Genomic DNA, 19,084 nt, shown 5'->3' on the forward strand with positions numbered 1-19,084 from the left:
CCTCTCATAAGCCCGACCATAAAAAAGCCGGGCGAGAGCCCGGCTTGATAGCATTACAGTAATATTACCCTCAGGCAATATTCAGTGTTGGGATCACCCCTTCTTTGGCCGCGTCTTCGGCCTTCTTGAAGTCATCCATGCGATCGAAATTCAGGTAACGGTATACGTCACCCGACATGGAGTCGATCTTACTGGCGTACTCCATGTACTCCTCGGCCGTTGGGATGTGACCGACAATGGCACCCACTGCCGCCAGTTCCGCGGATGTCAGGTACACATTGGCACCATCACCCAAACGGTTGGGGAAGTTACGAGTCGAGGTAGACAACACTGTGGCTCCCGGCTCAACCCGTGCCTGGTTACCCATACACAGCGAGCAGCCTGGCATTTCAGTGCGTACACCGGCACGGCCATAGATGTTGTAGTAACCCTCTTCCATTAACTGGGCCTTATCCATCTTAGTCGGCGGCGACATCCACAGGCGTGTAGTCAGGCTGCCTTTATGGTTATCCAGCAACTTACCAGCGGCACGGAAGTGACCGATATTGGTCATACAGGAGCCGATAAAGACTTCGTCGACATTATCACCGGCCACATCGGACAAGGTCTTGGCATCGTCCGGATCGTTCGGGCAGCAGACGATGGGCTCTTTGATCTCGTCCAGGTCGATTTCGATCACTTCGGCGTACTCAGCATCGGCATCGGCTTGCAGCATTTCTGGGTTTTCCAGCCACTCTTCCATCTTGCGGGCGCGGCGTTCCAGGGTACGAGCATCGCCATAGCCTTCGTTGATCATCCAGCGCAGCATAGTGATGTTCGAGCGCAGATATTCGGCGATGGAGTCTTCCGACAGCTTGATAGTACAACCGGCCGCAGAGCGCTCGGCGGAGGCGTCGGACAACTCAAAGGCCTGTTCCACGGTCAGATCTTCCAGACCTTCGATTTCCAGTACCCGACCAGAGAAGGCGTTCTTCTTGCCTTTCTTCTCAACGGTCAACAGCCCCTGTTTGATGGCATACAGCGGAATGGCATGTACCAGGTCACGCAGAGTAATGCCGGGCTGACGCTCGCCTTTAAAGCGCACCAGTACTGACTCAGGCATATCCAGCGGCATCACGCCTGTTGCGGCAGCAAATGCCACCAGACCGGAACCGGCCGGGAAAGAAATGCCCAGCGGGAAGCGGGTGTGAGAGTCACCACCGGTGCCCACAGTATCGGGCAGCAACATACGGTTCAGCCAGCTGTGGATGATACCGTCACCGGGGCGCAGAGAAACACCGCCACGGTTCATAATAAAGTCAGGCAGGGTGTGCTGGGTGTCGATGTCCACCGGCTTAGGATAAGCGGCGGTATGACAGAACGACTGCATCACCAAGTCAGAGTTAAAGCCAAGGCAAGCCAGGTCTTTTAGCTCGTCACGAGTCATAGGGCCAGTGGTGTCCTGAGAGCCCACGGTGGTCATCTTGGGTTCACAGTAAGTCCCGGGGCGCACACCTTCCATACCACAAGCCTTACCAACCATTTTCTGGGCCAGTGTGAAGCCGGCGTTGGAATCTTTCGGTTGTTCTGGCTTGCGGAACAGTTCGGACGGTCCAAGACCCAGAGACTCACGGGCTTTCTCAGTCAGACCACGGCCGATGATCATATTGATACGACCGCCCACACGCACTTCGTCCAGGATTACCTTGGACTTATAGTCATACTCGGCCAGCACTGCGCCGGTTTCGTGGTTTTTGATAACACCTTCGAAGGGATAGATGTCGATCACATCGCCCATTTCCATATTATCCACATCGGCTTCAAAGACCAGTGCGCCCGCATCTTCCATGGTGTTGAAGAAAATAGGAGCCACCTTACCACCGATACAGATACCGCCACCCTTCTTGTTAGGCACTCCTGGCATCTCTTCGCCAAAGAACCACAGTACCGAGTTGGTGGCCGACTTACGAGAAGAGCCGGTACCCACAACATCACCCACAAAGGCAACAGGGTGTCCCTTGGCTTTGATTTCTTCGATTTGAGCCAGTGGACCTACCTCACCCGGCTGCTCGGGTGTCAGACCATCGCGTTCCATCTTATACATGGCGCGTGCGTGCAGCGGGATATCAGGACGAGACCAGGCATCCGGGGCAGGAGACAGATCATCGGTGTTGGTTTCACCAGTTACCTTAAATACAGAAACCGTAATTTTCTCTGGAATGTCCGCCTTTTGGGTGAACCACTCTCCATCAGCCCAGGACTGAATCACTTCTTTAGCAATGGTGTTACCGTTTTTCGCTTTCTCTTCCACATCATGGAAGGCATCGAACACCAGTAGGGTATGCTTTAACTCTTCCGCCGCCAGTTGAGCTAACTGACCATCGTCCAGCAACGCCACCAGAGTCTCAATGTTGTAGCCGCCGTGCATGTTACCCAGCAGTTTGACGGACTCTTCTCGGGAAATAATGGGGCATTTAATCTCACCCTTAGCAACGGCGGACAGGAAGCCGGCTTTAACATAAGCCGCCTCGTCGACGCCCGGAGGGACGCGTTCGGAAATCAATTCAAGCAGGAAATCTTCTTCGCCTGCGGGGGGATTTTTCAACAGTTCAACCAGACCGGCAACTTGCTCGGGGTTAAGTGGTTTGGGAGGCACCCCTTCGGCGGCACGCTCTTCTACGTGCTTGCGATACGCTTCTAACACTACTTCGTCCTCTTTTGTTGACTGCAATAACATGCAGGATCTCTGACGCTTGCTCTGGCCTTAGCCCAAGCCAAAAAGTCTTCGGCAAACAGACAAGCCTGTTTTAAACGCACGAATTATAAGGCTTTTAGCCGCAGAATGAAATTTCCCACGGCTTTAGTTCACTTATAGTTATTATAAATGCTATTTATGACGGTGGTTGAATCATAAGGAAGGTGAATAGAAACTCGATAACGAGTTACTCTTCAGTGGGCTGGAAGTTTTCGGGATTCATTATCGCCAGCAACTGACTGGCTTCCATCGTCACCAGTCGGGTGATATTGGTGATATCGTAGCTTTCCAATGCCAACGTATTCATCAGGTCTTCGTTCATGCCCATCTTTTGTGAAAAAGAGGGGTCTGCCATAGGCAGCGCAAGACGGGCGCTCAGATAAAGGATCGCAACCTCTTTATTGTCCAGGGCCTTAGCAAAGTTGTGGTTATTGGACAGCACATAGCAAAATTGCTCCGGAAGTTGCCAGTGACGCAGAATGGCCGCCGAGCATTCGGCGTAGGTTGCTCCCAACATTTCCTTCTGACGTTCCCAGGGTTTTTGTTCTTCTTCCAGGTTTTGGCATTGCTGGGCAACCTCTGGATCCATCTTAGCCACCACCACCTCGGCTAACTGATGCAGCAAGCCAATAGTAAACAAGTACTCACTACCACGAATCCGACAGTGCTTCCCGAGGTGCTTTGCGATAAGTGCACAGTAGACACTTTGTTTCCAGAAACGCACCAAATCAATACCGGGCGAGGCAAAGTGCTTAAACGCCGAGTTGGCCGTTTCTACCAGGGCAAGATTATACATGGCCTCACCGCCAATAATGTTAAGCGCCTTGGAAATAGAGCTCACCGCAGAAGGAAAGCGAAATAAGGAGCTGTTCGCCAACTTGAGCAGCTTGGAACTCAGAGCAGGATCCAGAGCGATCACACGGGCGATGTCGTCCATATCCGTGTTGTCATCATCCAGCATAGACCGTAACTTGTTACAGGTATCCGGCAAGGTAAAAGAATGGCTTGCGTACTCGGCAATTTGCTGTTCGGAAATCATTGGTCCGGTTCGTCTTCCCACAAAGTTTGTTGTTGTTCGCTGTTATCCACCTGCTGTTGGCGGCGACGGGCAGACTCTGCGCGCTGCTTACGCCGGGCACAGGCTGCCACTATCTTACGTTTTACGTCTGGCGATAACTTATGCCAGTATAGCCGTTCGTCTCTGGAGCGATAACATCCCAGACAATAGCCCCGTTTACCGGCCTGACAAACGCCGATGCAGGGACTGGGGATCTCAAAAAACTCTATCTGCTCCATAGGACCGGTGTCACAAAAAGCTGATGCTCTAAGGCCTGTTTATCGTTCACATTCGCCTCAGCCCGATGGGCTGAGACCATTTTTCCACCCAGCGGCCTTATCAGTCGCTTATTTAGACCCACTAAACTTCGCTCCTTCTGCCTTGCTGGATGAATAAGTGATCTCCAGCAGAGCCCGTCTATGAAAGATAAACAGGCCTAGCATTAATAATAACACCCCGAGCGCCAATACCTAATTCATTTCAATGAATGTCCCAGGCTACTGAACCCGATTATTCGGCTTTCCAGCGTCTAAGCAGCAACGCGTTTGATAGCACCATGATGCTACTCAGCGCCATAGCGGCTCCCGCGATAATGGGATTGAGATAACCCAAAGCGGCCAGTGGTATGCCGACCGTGTTAAAGACGAAGGCCCAGAACAGGTTTTGTTTAATCTTAACCCGTATACGACGACAGATGTCTAACGCAGCGGCCGCCAGCGAGGGGTTGGAACGCATCAGAGTTATCCCCGCAGCGTCCATGGCCACCTCTGTGCCAGAGGATACTGCCAGTCCCAGGTCCGCACTGGCCAGCGCCGGCGCATCATTAATCCCGTCGCCCATCATGGCCACCCCGGATTGCGATTGCCGTAGCTTTTTCACCTGCTCGGTTTTCTGCTCTGGAGACGCATCAGCCTTGATATATTCAATCCCCAGTTCGCGCGCCATACCCTCGGCGCTGCTCTGGTTGTCGCCCGTCAGCATCCACACATTAATACCCATACCCTTTAGCCTTTCGACGGCTTGTTTGGCATCTGCCCTTGGGCTGTCTTTAAATAACATGAGCCCCAGCAGTTGCAGTTTGTCCTGTTGCTTTAACACAATCCAAGACAAACTCGCTCCCTGGGTGTCTACTTCTCCCTTGAGTCGCTCCATCTGCCGCTGTGTAACGCCTAGCTCTGTCATCAACCGGGCGCTGCCAAAATAATAATCCTTACCATCCACTTGCCCGCTAATTCCCTTACCCGATAAGACCTTGGCCTTCTCGGCGTTCTGGATTTGGATCTGATGATGCTCGGCGTAATCGATCACTGCCTGTCCCAGCGGATGCTCACTGTGCCGGGACAAACTCGCTGCAATAGCCACCAGAGTCTCGGCGCTCTCTTCCGTTTCCACCTTCGTCAGCTCGGGCTTTCCCTGAGTCAAGGTGCCAGTCTTATCAAACACCAGAGTATGAATATGCCGGGCCTGCTCAATAGCTTCAGGATCTTTAATCAGAATGCCCGCCTGGGCTGCACGCCCCAGTCCGGCCATCATAGCTGCTGGCGTTGCCAGGCCCAACGCACAAGGGCAGGCAATAACCATCACGGATACAGCATTAATCAACGCCTGCTGCCAGTTTCCATTAATGCCCCACCAGCTCAGAAACGTGACCACCGCCACCAATACAACCACTGGAACAAAGATCGCACTGACCCGATCCACCAGAGCCTGGATGGGCGGCTTCTCCATTTGGGCCTGCTCTACCAGAGTCACAATGCGCGATAGCACGCTATCCTGACCCATAGCCGTTACCTCAATATCCAGGGTGCCATCCAGATTAAGGGCTCCTCCCACCACTTTATCTCCTTCGGCCTTGGTCACCGGCACGGACTCGCCGCTGATAACCGATTCGTCGATACTGCTTTGCCCTTCCAGAATCTTGCCATCCGCCGGAATACGATCGCCGGCCTTCACGCGCAGTACATGACCAGTTTCAACCTCCGTTAACGGCACCCGGTGAGTCTGTCCTTCTTCCACACGCACCACCGTTTCTGGGCGCAACTGCTTCAGCCCACGGATGGCCCTGGCTGTCTGACGTTTGGCACGCAACTCCAGACGTTTGCCGAGCAGGATGAAGGTAATAATGGCGGCGCTGGCCTCAAAATACAGCTGCGGTGTATGACCATTAACACTGGCCTGATACCAGTTAAACAAAGACAAGCCAAAGGCCGAGGAGGTCCCTATGGCTACCAGCAAATCCATATTACCGGTGCCCGCCTTTAATGCACTCCAGGCCGCGCGGTAAAAACGCGCTCCTAGTACAAACTGTACCGGTGTCGCCAGTAGCAGTTGCCACCAGGGCGGCAACATCCAGTGCTGTCCCCACAGCAGGGCCACCATAGGTAGTATCAGCGGCAGAGTTAATAAAGCCGACAGTACCACCGGCCACCAAGGATCCTGAGATTCCAATGGCTCATCCCCGTATTCACTGTCGTCTATTCGCCCTTGATACCCCGCTTCTTTAAGGGCTCTCATCGCTGCCTGCGGATCCCAGTCTCGAAAATGCGTGACGGAAGCTTCATCATTCGCCAGGCTCACACTCACAGTCAGAATATCTGGCCGTTCTCCCAATGCCTTCTCGATCCGGCTGACACAAGAAGAACAGCTCATGCCCTGGATGGGGATCAGCGTCGTTTGAGTGGCCACCTGATAGCCCGCGTCCTTTACCGCCCTGGCTAGGGCCACCGACGAGACCGTTTTACTTAGCCTTACCTGTGCCTGATCGGCATTGGCATTCACCTCGGCGGCGTCAACGCCATCGATGGCCTCCAACGCTTTTTGAACTCGGTTGGCACATGAGGCACAACTCATTCCCTCCACGCTGAAACGGCGTGTACTGTGTTCCATAACGGCCTAATCCAATTGCATAGTGATTACCTATAAACTTGTGCCAGAGAATGCTGGAATCAAGTCACCCATAACAAAAAAGCCCCGGACAAAGCCGGGGCTGATCGCATGCATTCTGTTAACTACCAGATCTGCACCCGCTCCTCTGGCGGCAGATACATGGCATCCCCTTCTTTCACATCGAACGCCTCATGGAAGCTGTCGATATTGATGACAGTGCCATTAACCCGGTATTCGCCCGGAGAATGAGGACCACGAATCAACTTAGCTCGCAGGGCGTCCTCTCGCATTTTATTGCGCCATACCTGTGCCCAGCCCATAAAGAAGCGTTGATCACCACTCAAGTCGTCGATCTCTGGTGATGGTTTACCGTCCAGCGAGAGATCGTAGGCCTTGTGAGCAATGGTCAGTCCAGCCAGGTCGCCGATATTTTCACCCAGCGTCAATTTACCATTGATGGTTTGTCCCTCGATGGGCTCGTATTGATCAAACTGCTCTGCCAGTTTCGCGCCCAATGCATCAAAGGCCTTGCGATCTTCCTCAGTCCACCAGCTACGCAAGTTACCGTCACCGTCGTATTTTGAGCCTTGATCATCAAAGCCATGGCCTATTTCGTGACCGATCACTGCGCCGATGGCACCGTAATTCACGGCATCCTCGGCTTCGAGGTCAAAAAACGGCGGTTGCAGAATAGCAGCAGGGAACACGATTTCATTGCGTGTCGGGCTGTAGTAGGCATTAATGGTCTGTGGTGTCATGCCCCAGTCAACCGGGTCCACTTCCTGGCCAATCTTGCCAACCTGATAGTCCTGTTCGAAACGATTGTAACGCTTGTAGTTACCCACCAGATCTTTGTCACTGATGGTTAATGCCGAGTAATCACGCCACTTGTCAGGATAGCCAATCTTAGGATTAAACTTGGACAGTTTCTCCAACGCCGCTTTTTTGGTTTCTTCGGTCATCCAGTCCAAATCCCTGATGCTCTGCTCATAGGCCAGAATCAGGTTGCCCACGAGCTCTTCCATCTTGGCCTTGGCTTCAGGCTTAAAATGACGGGCCACATATTGCTGTCCCAGTACTTCTCCGAGGACACCACTGGTGGCCGATACCGCGCGCTTCCAGCGTGGACGCTGTTCGGGAATGCCATTGAGAGTCTTGGAATGGAAATCAAAGTGGCGATCCACCAGTTCCTGATGCAAACGAGGCGCGTAGGTGTCCACCAGCTTATACGTCAAATAGTCCTTCCACACCGAGACATCCGTGGAGGAAAACAGCTCTCCCATAGCTTCAAAGTATGGCAGTTGACGCACAATCATGTGATCCACACCCACTAAGCCACTGGTGTTGGCATAAGCCTGCCAGTCAAAGCCATCCAGCAAAGCTTTAACCTCTGCCACCGAACGCTTATTGTAGTTCTTTTCGGCATCACGGCTTTCCACCCGAGACAGGTGCTGCTCAGCAATGCGTTTTTCTAACGCCACTACGGCTTCTGCTGCTTCCGATGCATTTTCATGCCCGGCTGCGCTAAGCAGGTCGGCGACATAATCCGTTAAGGCACTACGGAATTTTTCAAACTTTGCTTCGTCTTTAAAGTAGTAATCCCGGTCCGGCAGACTCAGGCCACTTTGGTATAGCCACATACCGTAGGTGCTGGGGTCCTTAGCATCAGGATAAACATAAAAGCCAAAGGGCTGCTGTACCCCCAGGGCGAAGAGTTCCCCCATCTTTGACGCCACATCGGAATGAGATTGCACCGCTGCAATGCCATTAATGTCTTCTTCGATGGGGCTGATCCCCAACTGATTGGCAGTCTCGACATCCATGTAGCTGTTGTACATATCACCCAGCTTTTGGTTGTTACTGCCTTTCTCGGCGTCCATCTCCGCCGCTTCCTGAATCAATATTTTCAGCTGATCTTGCGTATTATCATGCAGCATATTGAACACGCCGTAGCGCGACTTGTCCCCAGGGATTTCTGTGTTTTCTAACCAGTGGCCGCTAACATAACGATACAGGTCGTTTTGAGGACGCACCTGTGTATTCATGGCGCTGTGATCGATGCCCGAATGCAGTTGTTTTGCCTGAGAGGCTTCTTTGTGCTCAACAATCTGCTCTTGTGTGGCTTTTTCTGCCGGACTGCATGCACTTAGCCCCAGCCCAATAGCCACACTGGTGGCGATGAGTGTCAGTTTTTTCATTATTATGGTTCCTGTTGTAAAGGGTGATACCAATACGTTTTAACTTCAAAGTCAGTCTACCCCGCACTAACAGTGCCCTGCAAAAGCTACTAAACAGAAAAGTGTGTCAGAGTGTTAACAAAACTTGTAAAATAGGGGTTAATCTTTAGGGGCATTTGACGCTATACTAGTGCGCTAGCGTAAATCTGATAATCGAAAATCCGGCCAGTAGGAGGCGGTAATGAAAAGAAAACACGGTCACAGCTCAGAAGAAGCCAATGTTGATATGACGCCGATGCTCGACATCGTGTTTATCATGTTGATCTTCTTTATCGTAACCACCTCTTTCGTGAAAGAGAAAGGGTTGATTGTGAATCGTCCTGAGAATGCGCAGAAGAGCAACAAGCCTAGCAAGAATGTCTCAATTCGCATTGCCAACGATGGCACTATTACCATGAACGGTCGTCAGATTGACATCCGCCGGGTGGAAGCCAACATCCAAAATTTCCTGGCTGAAAACATCACCGACAACGCGGTGGTACAAGCAGGTCAGGAAACCGAACACGGTATCGTGGTCGAAGTATTAGACCAAGCTAAAAAGGCGGGTCTGCACAAACTGTCTGTGGTGGTGGAAGGCGACGCTTCCTAAACCAACCCGACAGTAATGTCTAAAAAAACCCGGCTCCTGCCGGGTTTTTTGTTATTCAAAGGGCAATATCATACACCTTGGGTAAGAACACCTCTTCGCCAGTCTCACGGCGTTTGGCCACAAAGTCGAAAAAGCCTTTTACCGATACACCATGCACTTTCTGGGTATCAAACTGAGGAGCGAGTTGGTCGACAAAGTCCTCGGTAATATTGTGAGCCAGCTTAATCAACTCCAAATCCGCCTCGTCACCACGCTCAAAGTATTGCTCGATAAACTCATGTAAACGGGCAATCTTAAGCACCGCCTTCATGGTATCCACATTCCAGACTTTGAAGTCCATCTGCGGGTGATAGGCCATGTCCTGATCGAATTCACGTTGTTCCACCCAGGGAATGCAATGTATTTCAAAACCATTACGAGTGAAGAGCTTATAGATGGAAATTCTGGGCTTGCGGGTAAACTGCATATCCCCGAGGGCATCTTCCTTCCCCCCCAACATGTCCGGATTCCAGTTACGCTGATTCAACAACGGCTTAAGCGACTCGCCAAAGCCATAGTTAAGCATCCCTTCGGCGGCCCCTAAGGAGGTCGACACCGCATGGTAAAACGGTGAAATATCACCAAACGTCAACTGCTTTTTATAGTTATTCACATCCCTTAGGGTTCGTATTTCTGGCATAAGCTCCTCAGTCGCAACTCACAGATGTTTTGTATTAATGATACTGGTGATTGTATGTTTCCAGTGTATCCCTATCGCCGGTTCGGTACCAGATACAAAAAAAGCCCGCTGACAGCGGGCTTTCAATATAGTGTAAGTCAGGCTTACTTATTCTTCTTCGCCTTAGGGTTGGGCATATCGGTAATGCTCCCCTCGAAGATTTCCGAAGCCAGGCCGATGGACTCATTCAGCGTGGGGTGCGCGTGAATAGTCAGTGCCACATCTTCAGCGTCCGCACCCATTTCGATAGCCAGGCCAATTTCACCCAGCATCTCACCGGCGTTGATGCCCACGATGGCTCCACCGATAACACGACCGCTGTCTTTATCGAAAATCAACTTGGTCATGCCCTCGGTACGGGCAGAGGCAATGGCTCGGCCAGACGCTGCCCATGGGAAGGTCGCCGCTTCGTAATTGACGCCTTGCTCTTTGGCTTCTTTTTCAGTCAGACCAACCCAGGCAATTTCCGGATCCGTATACGCCACAGAAGGAATGCAACGAGGATCGAAGTAATGCTTCTGTCCGGCGATGACCTCAGCCGCCACGTGTCCTTCGTGTACCGCTTTGTGCGCCAGCATAGGTTGACCGATGACATCACCGATGGCGTGGATGTGGTCAACATTGGTGCGCAATTGCTTGTCGGCTTCGATAAAGCCTTTGTCAGTCACCTTAACACCGGCCTTGTCGGCATCGATACGATTACCGTTCGGCGTACGGCCAACTGCAACCAGTACCTTGTCATAACGTACCGGTTCTTTGGGCGCGTTCTTGCCTTCGAAGCTGACATACAGACCATCGTCTTTGGCTTCAACATCCGTCACCTTGGTTTCCAGCATGACGTTAAACTTGTCTTTAACGAACTTCTGGTAAACTTTAATGACGTCTTTATCGGCAGCGGGGACCAGTTGGTCTAAGAACTCAACGACTTCAACCTCGGAGCCCAGGGCGCGATATACCGTTCCCATTTCCAGACCGATGATACCTCCGCCCAATACCAGCATCTTCTCTGGAATGTCTTTCATTTCCAGTGCGCCGGTAGAGTCAATGACACGCTCATCATCATGTGGGATAAAGGGCAGTTTTACCGGCTCAGAACCGGCAGCAATAATGGCATGGTCAAACTTGATGGTGGTCTTGTTACCATCATTGTCTTCAGCCACCAGTTCGTTAGCGCCGGTGAACTTGCCATAGCCCTGAACGTGCTTAACCTTTCGCATCTTGGACATACCGTCCAGGCCCTTGGTCAACTGGCCAACGACTTTATCTTTCCAGCTGCGGACCTTATCCAGGTCAATCTTGGGCTCACCGAATTCAACGCCGTGGGAGGCCATATCTTTGGCATCATCGATAACCTTAGCCACGTGCAACAGGGCTTTGGATGGGATACAACCCACGTTAAGACAGACACCGCCCAGGGTATCGCGGGCGTCGACGATCACGGTTTCGATTCCTAGGTCCGCCGCTCGAAACGCCGCGGAGTAACCACCTGGTCCGGCACCCAGTACCACCAGTTGTGTTTTAATCTCGCTCATTTAAGACCTCAATCATTCAGGGCTAAAAACAGAAAATGTTCTATCAGTTTGCTGCGGCCCGATTCTACCTAGGCCGCACGCCTTTCGCAAAAATTGACCACTATCCGATCACGACAATGGGGCCTGTTGGCCCCATTTGATTACAGCAACATCTGACGAATGTCGGTCATCACGTTGCTCAGGTGGACTGCAAAGCGGGCCGCCACGGCGCCGTCAATCACCCTGTGGTCGTAAGACAACGACAGCGGCAACATCAGGCGAGGCTCAAACTCGGAGCCGTTCCACTTGGGCTTCATCTCGCTTCGGGACACACCCAAAATGGCCACATCCGGGGCGTTGACGATCGGTGTAAAGGCCGTACCGCCGATGCCACCTAAGCTCGAGATAGTAAAGCAACTTCCCTGCATGTCAGCAGCTTTCAGCTTGCCGTCGCGGGCTTTTTTACTAAGCTCCATCAGTTCTTCCGACAACTCATGAATGCCTTTCTTGTCCACATCCCGCACCACGGGCACCACCAATCCATTGGGCGTGTCCACCGCAATACCAATATGGTAGTACTTTTTCTGGATCAGGCTCTCACCAGACTCAGACAGCGAAGTGTTAAATACCGGATAAGCTTTAAGAGCATCGGCGGCGGCCTTCATGATAAACACCAGCGGGGTGATCTTGATGCCCAGCTTTTTCTTCTCGGCCAGCTTGTTTTGCTCCTTACGGAAAGCTTCCACCTCGGTGATATCCGCTTCCTCAAACTGAGTCACGTGAGGAATGGTCACCCAGTTACGATGCAAGTTGGGGCCTGAGATCTTCTGAATTCGGGTCAGCGGTACTTCTTCCACCTCACCAAACTTGCTGTGATCCACCTTCGGTGGTGCAATCACCTGCAGACCACCCTCGCCCTGTCCCACTGAACCTGCGGTTGCTTTGGGGCGTGACAGTTCATATTTCACATAGGACTGCACGTCTTCTTTAAGGATACGTCCTTTACGGCCGGTGCCTTTTACCTGTGACAGATCCACACCAAACTCACGAGCCACACGGCGTACTGCCGGTGAGGCATGGATATTTCCACTTGCGGGTTTATCCCCCGCCGACGGGTGGTGTGGTACGGGTGGCTTGCGCTGTTCACTGCCCGAGCTCGGTGCCGGTGAGTCAGACTCAGCAGGCGCCGGCGCGGGGCTTGGTGATGGTGCAGACTCACCACCTGCGGCCTGAGTTTCGACCATGGCAATCAAATCACCCTGGCTGACCTTATCACCTACTTTGACTTTTAGCTCAGTGACCTTACCGGCGAATGGCGCGGGCACATCCATGGTGGCCTTGTCGGTCTCCAGTGTGAGCAGGCCGTCTTCCTCAGCCACTTCGTCACCTTCGGAAACAAGCACCTCGATGATTTCCACATCGGATTCATCACCAATGTCCGGCACGGTGACTTCTTTCGTCTCGGAGTCACCACTGGGAGCCGGGCTGGAGGAAGGTGCCGGTGAAGGCTCAGGTGCTGTGTCGCTAGCTGCTTGCTCACCAGAGCCTGAGGTTTCAAGCAGCAGGATCAGGGAACCTTCCGAGACCTTATCGCCGGTTTTTACCTTCACCTCTTTCACCTTACCGCCTTGTGGCGCGGGCACATCCATGGTGGCCTTATCGGTTTCCAGAGTGATCAGGCCGTCTTCCTCGGCGATGTCATCACCTTCAGATACCAGCACTTCGATGATTTCCACTTCCGACTCATCACCAATATCCGGCACTTTAACTTCTACCGTGTCTGAGCCGCCGCTGGCTTTCTTAGTGGATGCGGATTCTGCCTGCTGGCTATCCTCAGAAGCCTTGTCATCCTCGGCTTCTTTCTGATCGTTGTTGTCGGTTTCCTGGCTGTTATCGTCAGCTTCACCAGCGTCAGCATCCGCCGCTTCAAACTGCATGATCAGGTCATCCTGGCTGACCTTGTCACCCACACTAACCTTGATCTCAGCCACTTTACCGGCAAAAGGTGCCGGAATATCCATGCTGGCCTTATCGCTTTCGACGGTGATCAGGGACTGTTCAGCCTCGACAGACTCGCCCTTCTCAACACAGACTTCGATAATTTCAACTTCTTCCCCGCCGACATCGGGAACCAGTACATCTTTCAAATCGGACATTCTGTTTTCCTCCTTCCCGGCTTAGGCGTACAGCGGGTTGATTTTATCCACATTGATATCGAATTCTTTGATGGCTTCGGCCACCACTTTTTTATCGATATCGCCGTTTTTCGCCAGCTCATGCAAGCTCGCCACCACAATGTGATTGGCATCCACTTCGAAGTGACGACGCAGGTTCTCACGACTGTCGGAGCGACCAAAGCCATCGGTACCCAGCACCTTATAAGATCCAGGCACATAAGCACGGATCTGATCCGAGTAGGCTTTCACATAGTCAGTGGCAGAAATGGTGGGGCCGTCATTGCCCTCTGACAACACCTGGGTCACATAAGGCACACGCTCTTTTTCTGCTGGGTGCAGCATATTGTGACGCTCGACATCCAGGCCTTCACGAGCCAGCTCGTTGTAGGAAGTCACGCTATAGACCTCGGAACTGACATTAAATTTCTCTTTCAGAATGCGCGCCGCTTCGCGTACCTGCAACAGGATAGTACCAGAGCCCAGTAGCTTCACGCTGCCTTTGGCCTTGCTGGCCTTCACATCGTCAAGCTTGTAGATACCCTTGATGATACCCTCTTCCACGCCCTTAGGCATTTCCGGCTGCACATAGTTTTCGTTCATAACCGTCAGGTAATAGAACACATTTTCCTGCTCTTCGAACATGCGACGCATGCCGTCCTGCACGATCACCGCCACCTCGTAGCCGTAGGTGGGGTCGTAGCTGACGCAGTTAGGGATCAGGTTCGCCTGAACCAAACTGTGTCCATCCTGGTGCTGCAGGCCTTCACCGTTGAGCGTAGTACGACCGGCCGTACCACCGACTAAAAAGCCTCGCGCCTGACTGTCACCGGCAGCCCAGGCCAGATCACCTACCCGCTGGAATCCAAACATGGAGTAGTAGATGTATACCGGGATCATCGGCAGGTCATTTAAGGAATACGAGGTACCCGCGGCCAGCCAGGAGGCCATAGCGCCAAGTTCGTTAATGCCTTCCTGTAAGACCTGACCTTTCTTATCTTCCCGATAATAGGCCACCTGGTCCTTATCCTGAGGCACATACTTCTGACCATGGTTGGAGTAAATGCCCACCTGACGGAACAAGCCTTCCATACCGAAAGTTCGCGCCTCATCAGGGATAATAGGCACCACGCGCTGGCCGACCTGCTTGTCTTTGAGCATTGAGGTCAGCACCCGGACAAAGGCCATGGTGGTGGAAATTTCACGGTCACCCGAGCCCTTGGTCACCGCTTCGAAAGCCTTCATATCCGGCACCGGCAGGTTCTCATGACTCTGCGGCAGGCGTTTCGGCATGTAGCCTTTAAGCGCCTCACGACGCTCGCGCAGGTACTTCATCTCATCGCTGTCTTCATCGAAACGGAAGTACGGCAGATCTTCAAGCTTGTCGTCGGCAATCGGGATATTGAAACGATCGCGATAATGACGCACAGCGTCCAGATCCATTTTCTTCACCTGGTGGGCAATGTTCTTGCCTTCACCGGCCGCGCCCATGCCATACCCCTTAACCGTCTTAGCCAGGATCACCTGAGGGCGTCCCTTGGTCTCGGTGGCACGCTTATAGGCAGCGTACACTTTTACCGGATCGTGTCCGCCCCGGTTTAAGCGCCAGATGTCCTCATCGGACATATTGGCGACCATTTCTTTAAGTTCAGGGTATTTGCCAAAGAAGTTTTCGCGGGTGTAATTTCCGCCTTTGGCTTTGTAGTTCTGATACTCACCATCCACGGTTTCGTTCATCAGTTCGATCAGCTTGCCACCCGTATCACGAGCCAACAGGGGATCCCAGTAACGACCCCAGATGACCTTCATCACTTCCCAGCCTGCACCGCGGAAGGTACCTTCCAGCTCCTGAATGATCTTGCCGTTACCACGTACCGGACCATCCAAACGCTGCAGGTTACAGTTCACCACAAAGGTCAGGTTATCCAGTCCTTCGCGCGACGCAAGACCGATAGCTCCCAAGCTCTCTGGCTCGTCAATTTCACCGTCGCCCAGGAAGCACCACACGCGCTGGTTAGAACAATCTTTAATGCCGCGATTGGTCAGGTACTTCAGGAAACGCGCCAGGTAGATGGCCTGAATCGGTCCCAGACCCATTGATACGGTCGGGAACTGCCAGAAATCCGGCATCAGTTTAGGGTGCGGATAAGACGACAACCCATTGCCATCCACTTCCTGACGGAACATATCCAATTGGTCTTCGCTCAGACGACCTTCAATATAAGCGCGGGAGTAGATGCCCGGCGATACGTGACCCTGAATAAACAGGAAGTCGCCGCCGTCCTCGTCATTGGGCGCGCGGAAAAAGTGGTTAAAGCCTACATCGTACAACATGGCCGATGAGGCAAAGCTGGAGATGTGCCCCCCCAGCTCCAGATTCTTCTTGGAGGCACGCAACACCATCATCAGGGCATTCCAGCGAATGGCGCTGCGGATCCGGGCCTCTTTACTCTGGTCACCCGGCATCGTGGGCTCTTGCCCGGCTGGAATGGTATTGACGTAGGCAGTCGTGGCGTCATAAGGCAAATGGGCGCCATTACGGCGAGCCGTTTCAATCAGTTGCTCCATCAGGAAATGGGCGCGCTCGGTGCCCTCGTGCTCAAGCACTCCTTCCAGTGCTTCAAGCCATTCTTGTGTTTCCTGTGGATCCACGTCTGGCTGCTTATTCTCTGCCATATCGCTTTCCTTTTGTTGAAATTGCAATTGGGTCCGGAGGTCTACCTCCGCCCGTTCAGTGTTATTCCGGCGTTTCAATCCGTCGCAGCGTGCGCTGCATCCGGGAGTCCTGCCGGTTAATTTCTAATAAGGTTTCTTCAATGTACGCCAGATGCTCATTGCTGGCTCGGCGCGCCTGCTCAGGGTCGCCGGCCACAATAGCTTCCAGAATCTTGCCGCGCTGGGCGTTAATCTGTCGCCCAACTTTTGGTGATCCTTTGAGCATTTCCAGGTTGCGCTTGATATTGTCTTGTAACACCGGCTGCAGGCCACGAAAAATATGCAGCAACACCCGGTTCTGTGAAGCCTGAATCATCTGTAAGTAAAACGTGGCCAACGCCTCAGCTTCGGCCTCAACATCCTTTTGCTGCTGCACCGTTTGTACCCGCTCGAAGGCGTGCTGGATCGATGCCGTCAATGCTTTATTACCACGAAGCGCCGCATAATAGGCTGCCATTCCCTCCAGGGCATGACGAAACTCCAATAAGTCGAACTGAGATTCAGGATGCGCCGTTATTAAATCTAACAGAGGCGCATTTTCCATTATCGCCAACTTGTCTTTTACATAGGTGCCACCGCCCTGCCGACGATCGACCAGTCCCTTTGCATCCAGCTTTTGAATAGCTTCTCTCAGCGATGGCCTTGATACGTCAAAGCGCTCAGCCAACTCTCGTTCAGAAGGCAGTTTTTGCCCCGCCACGAAATCCCCGTTGAGAATCATAGACTCCAACTGTTCCAGGATCACCTCTGAGATTTTTTTGGCTTTAACTCGTTGCATTGGCTGTCCGCTTAATCCGCCATCCACTTAAATTGGTAAGACCATTTTACCTTTAACCGAATATCTAAACCCGCGTAAGGTAATGCAAACTCACCAGAATTACCAGTCAGTTTCAGTGAATCTCTATTCGGAATCAGCGCAAAGCATAATAGACAAAGGCGCCGACCACTGGTCAAACCAATTAAGGCAACAGGCCTGCCAATGACAGCAGTGACAGCATTACCAGCAGGAACAGTGTATTGCGTTTCGCCAAGGCCACCATGGCGCAAGGTTCGGTATTACAACTAAGTTCTTCGGGCTCAATGACCTCGGCAGCCTGAGCCACCTCTGTCAACAAAGAGCGAGCCGGTCTACCCGCATTTCCTGCACTAGTCACCCACACCGGCAAGGCTTTGGAAAAGTGACCCACAATCAACAGACCGAAGGCCGCCACACGTACCGGCACCCAGTCCAACCACTCCAATACCTGCTGTGCCTGGATGGACGCTGGATGCTGATCCTCCTCCAGCATCAGCACTAATGAACGGGTCAGCACATACAGCAAGGCACCCGCAGCACCGAAGACCGCAAACCAAATCATCACAGCGGCATAGTGACGGTAATTAATCCACATCAGATGTTGACCAAAGCTGTAATCGTCTCTCGGTACGTACCCCATCTGCTCAGCATAAATATTACTGCCTTCCACATCGCCCCTGGCAGAGGCCTGCAAGTAACCTTTATAACTGGCTCGGTAAAGCGGACAGCCGATGGCCACCAGCAGCAATAACACGGACACCGCCAGCTCGATAAGCGCCATATCCAACATTTGAAGCACCGCTAATAACAACAATGCTGGCAACAAGGCGACACCCAGAATGACCCAGGGTGTACTTTGGTCTTTGACAATGCCTTGTCTTAATAAGAAGTGATAATAGCGCCCGGTATAGGTCTCCACATGCCAGCTATGGCCATTAAAGCCTGTGCGCTCCAGAGCCAACACCAGAAGTAAGCTAATCAGTGTCATAACAATCCTTGCCGCATAAAACTGGGGTAAGTATATAGCATTCAGACTACTTGTCCCTATAGACTCCGGGCATTGTTTATGACCGTGACGCGATGGCTGCATCCGCTATCGAATCAGGGTATGATTCGGCCATTGAGAAAACCCGCGGCAGAGCCTGGGGCCTGTTTATGACACAATCAGACACCCGTTCCATGGGTCGCTGGATGGCCGTGTTGGCCTGGATTGCTTTACTGGGGCTGTTGACCCTCTGGTTTAATGAAGAATTGACCGAACAGTTCAACCCGAATCAGCAGCCACTGAGCCAGACTCAGAATGGTCGACAGGAAGTACGCCTCAAGCAAAATCGTCAGGGGCATTACGTTGCATCTGGCCTGATCAATGGCTCTCCGGTCACTTTCTTACTAGACACTGGTGCGACTCACGTCTCCATTCCGGCTCACCTTGGCGAACGCCTGAATCTTCAACCAGGGGCGCGCAGCCGAGTTATGACCGCCAACGGTAGCATCACCGTCGCCCAAACCCGCATTGATCGATTACAGCTGGGCGATATTAGCCTGTATGATGTGCGGGCAAACCTCAATCCGGGCATGGGCGGCGAAGCCATCCTGCTGGGTATGAGCGCCTTAAAACAAGTAGATTTTCGCCAAAGCGGCGAATGGCTTTATTTGACTTACTGAAT

Annotated in this window: 13 protein-coding genes; 2 read left to right on the forward strand and 11 right to left on the reverse strand. The window is 52.5% G+C overall.

The features are described from left to right. Window positions 1-70: 70 nt before the first annotated feature. The 5 genes from acnB to HMF8227_RS12150 all read right to left on the reverse strand — a co-directional run bounded on the left by acnB (window position 71) and on the right by HMF8227_RS12150 (window position 8,875). A complete protein-coding gene (gene acnB / locus HMF8227_RS12130) occupies window positions 71-2,683 on the reverse strand; it encodes a bifunctional aconitate hydratase 2/2-methylisocitrate dehydratase (protein WP_109341104.1) in 2,613 nt (870 codons plus the stop codon). A gap of 238 nt (window positions 2,684-2,921) precedes the next feature. Further along, window positions 2,922-3,773 (reverse strand): HDOD domain-containing protein, encoded by an 852-nt coding sequence (locus HMF8227_RS12135; protein ID WP_109340426.1) that lies wholly within the window; start codon window positions 3,771-3,773, stop codon window positions 2,922-2,924. Then, on the reverse strand, window positions 3,770-4,030 hold the full coding sequence (locus tag HMF8227_RS12140) for a DUF1289 domain-containing protein (RefSeq protein ID WP_109340427.1): 261 nt from the start codon (window positions 4,028-4,030) through the stop codon (window positions 3,770-3,772). Before HMF8227_RS12140 ends, HMF8227_RS12135 begins: the two co-directional genes overlap by 4 nt. A 271-nt stretch (window positions 4,031-4,301) precedes the next feature. Continuing rightward, window positions 4,302-6,677 (reverse strand): heavy metal translocating P-type ATPase, encoded by a 2,376-nt coding sequence (locus tag HMF8227_RS12145; RefSeq protein WP_109340428.1) that lies wholly within the window; start codon window positions 6,675-6,677, stop codon window positions 4,302-4,304. Window positions 6,678-6,799: 122 nt separating this feature from the next. After that, window positions 6,800-8,875 (reverse strand): M13 family metallopeptidase, encoded by a 2,076-nt coding sequence (locus tag HMF8227_RS12150; protein WP_109340429.1) that lies wholly within the window; start codon window positions 8,873-8,875, stop codon window positions 6,800-6,802. A gap of 220 nt (window positions 8,876-9,095) precedes the next feature. On the opposite strand from HMF8227_RS12150, the gene HMF8227_RS12155 reads away from it, so the two are divergent. Beyond that, on the forward strand, window positions 9,096-9,503 hold the full coding sequence (locus HMF8227_RS12155; RefSeq protein ID WP_109340430.1) for an ExbD/TolR family protein: 408 nt from the start codon (window positions 9,096-9,098) through the stop codon (window positions 9,501-9,503). Window positions 9,504-9,558: 55 nt separating this feature from the next. On the opposite strand, the gene HMF8227_RS12160 is transcribed toward HMF8227_RS12155, so the two are convergent. The 6 genes from HMF8227_RS12160 to ampE form a co-directional block, all read right to left on the reverse strand. Next, window positions 9,559-10,182 carry a hypothetical protein gene (locus HMF8227_RS12160; RefSeq protein WP_162558598.1) on the reverse strand — a complete coding sequence of 208 codons (624 nt, stop codon included), beginning with the start codon at window positions 10,180-10,182 and terminating at the stop codon, window positions 9,559-9,561. Window positions 10,183-10,325: 143 nt separating this feature from the next. After that, window positions 10,326-11,753 carry a dihydrolipoyl dehydrogenase gene (gene lpdA / locus HMF8227_RS12165; protein ID WP_109340432.1) on the reverse strand — a complete coding sequence of 476 codons (1,428 nt, stop codon included), beginning with the start codon at window positions 11,751-11,753 and terminating at the stop codon, window positions 10,326-10,328. Window positions 11,754-11,893: 140 nt separating this feature from the next. Continuing rightward, window positions 11,894-13,888, reverse strand: a complete 1,995-nt coding sequence (gene aceF, locus HMF8227_RS12170) for a pyruvate dehydrogenase complex dihydrolipoyllysine-residue acetyltransferase (protein ID WP_109340433.1) — start codon at window positions 13,886-13,888, stop codon at window positions 11,894-11,896. 21 nt (window positions 13,889-13,909) lie between these two features. Continuing rightward, on the reverse strand, window positions 13,910-16,582 hold the full coding sequence (gene aceE, locus HMF8227_RS12175) for a pyruvate dehydrogenase (acetyl-transferring), homodimeric type (protein WP_109340434.1): 2,673 nt from the start codon (window positions 16,580-16,582) through the stop codon (window positions 13,910-13,912). A 61-nt stretch (window positions 16,583-16,643) separates the two neighbouring features. Continuing rightward, entirely contained in the window at window positions 16,644-17,399 is a 756-nt protein-coding gene (gene pdhR, locus HMF8227_RS12180; protein ID WP_109340435.1) for a pyruvate dehydrogenase complex transcriptional repressor PdhR, read from the reverse strand. Window positions 17,400-17,580: 181 nt separating this feature from the next. Then, entirely contained in the window at window positions 17,581-18,405 is an 825-nt protein-coding gene (ampE, locus tag HMF8227_RS12185) for a beta-lactamase regulator AmpE (RefSeq protein WP_162558599.1), read from the reverse strand. Between the two features lie 203 nt (window positions 18,406-18,608). Between ampE and HMF8227_RS12190 the strand changes: the two genes are divergently transcribed. After that, window positions 18,609-19,082 (forward strand): retropepsin-like aspartic protease family protein, encoded by a 474-nt coding sequence (locus tag HMF8227_RS12190; RefSeq protein ID WP_109341105.1) that lies wholly within the window; start codon window positions 18,609-18,611, stop codon window positions 19,080-19,082. Window positions 19,083-19,084 lie beyond the last annotated feature (2 nt).

This window comes from Saliniradius amylolyticus (assembly GCF_003143555.1).
Lineage (GTDB): Bacteria > Pseudomonadota > Gammaproteobacteria > Enterobacterales > Alteromonadaceae > Saliniradius > Saliniradius amylolyticus.

Coding starts and splice junctions, on each gene's coding strand:
- HMF8227_RS12135 (WP_109340426.1), bottom strand. CDS start 3,773: ATGATTTCCGAACAGCAAATTGCCGAGTACGCAAGCCATTCTTTTACC.
- HMF8227_RS12140 (WP_109340427.1), bottom strand. CDS start 4,030: ATGGAGCAGATAGAGTTTTTTGAGATCCCCAGTCCCTGCATCGGCGTT.
- HMF8227_RS12145 (WP_109340428.1), bottom strand. CDS start 6,677: ATGGAACACAGTACACGCCGTTTCAGCGTGGAGGGAATGAGTTGTGCC.
- HMF8227_RS12150 (WP_109340429.1), bottom strand. CDS start 8,875: ATGAAAAAACTGACACTCATCGCCACCAGTGTGGCTATTGGGCTGGGG.
- HMF8227_RS12155 (WP_109340430.1), top strand. CDS start 9,096: ATGAAAAGAAAACACGGTCACAGCTCAGAAGAAGCCAATGTTGATATG.
- HMF8227_RS12160 (WP_162558598.1), bottom strand. CDS start 10,182: ATGCCAGAAATACGAACCCTAAGGGATGTGAATAACTATAAAAAGCAG.
- lpdA (WP_109340432.1), bottom strand. CDS start 11,753: ATGAGCGAGATTAAAACACAACTGGTGGTACTGGGTGCCGGACCAGGT.
- aceF (WP_109340433.1), bottom strand. CDS start 13,888: ATGTCCGATTTGAAAGATGTACTGGTTCCCGATGTCGGCGGGGAAGAA.
- aceE (WP_109340434.1), bottom strand. CDS start 16,582: ATGGCAGAGAATAAGCAGCCAGACGTGGATCCACAGGAAACACAAGAA.
- pdhR (WP_109340435.1), bottom strand. CDS start 17,399: ATGCAACGAGTTAAAGCCAAAAAAATCTCAGAGGTGATCCTGGAACAG.
- ampE (WP_162558599.1), bottom strand. CDS start 18,405: ATGACACTGATTAGCTTACTTCTGGTGTTGGCTCTGGAGCGCACAGGC.
- HMF8227_RS12190 (WP_109341105.1), top strand. CDS start 18,609: ATGGCCGTGTTGGCCTGGATTGCTTTACTGGGGCTGTTGACCCTCTGG.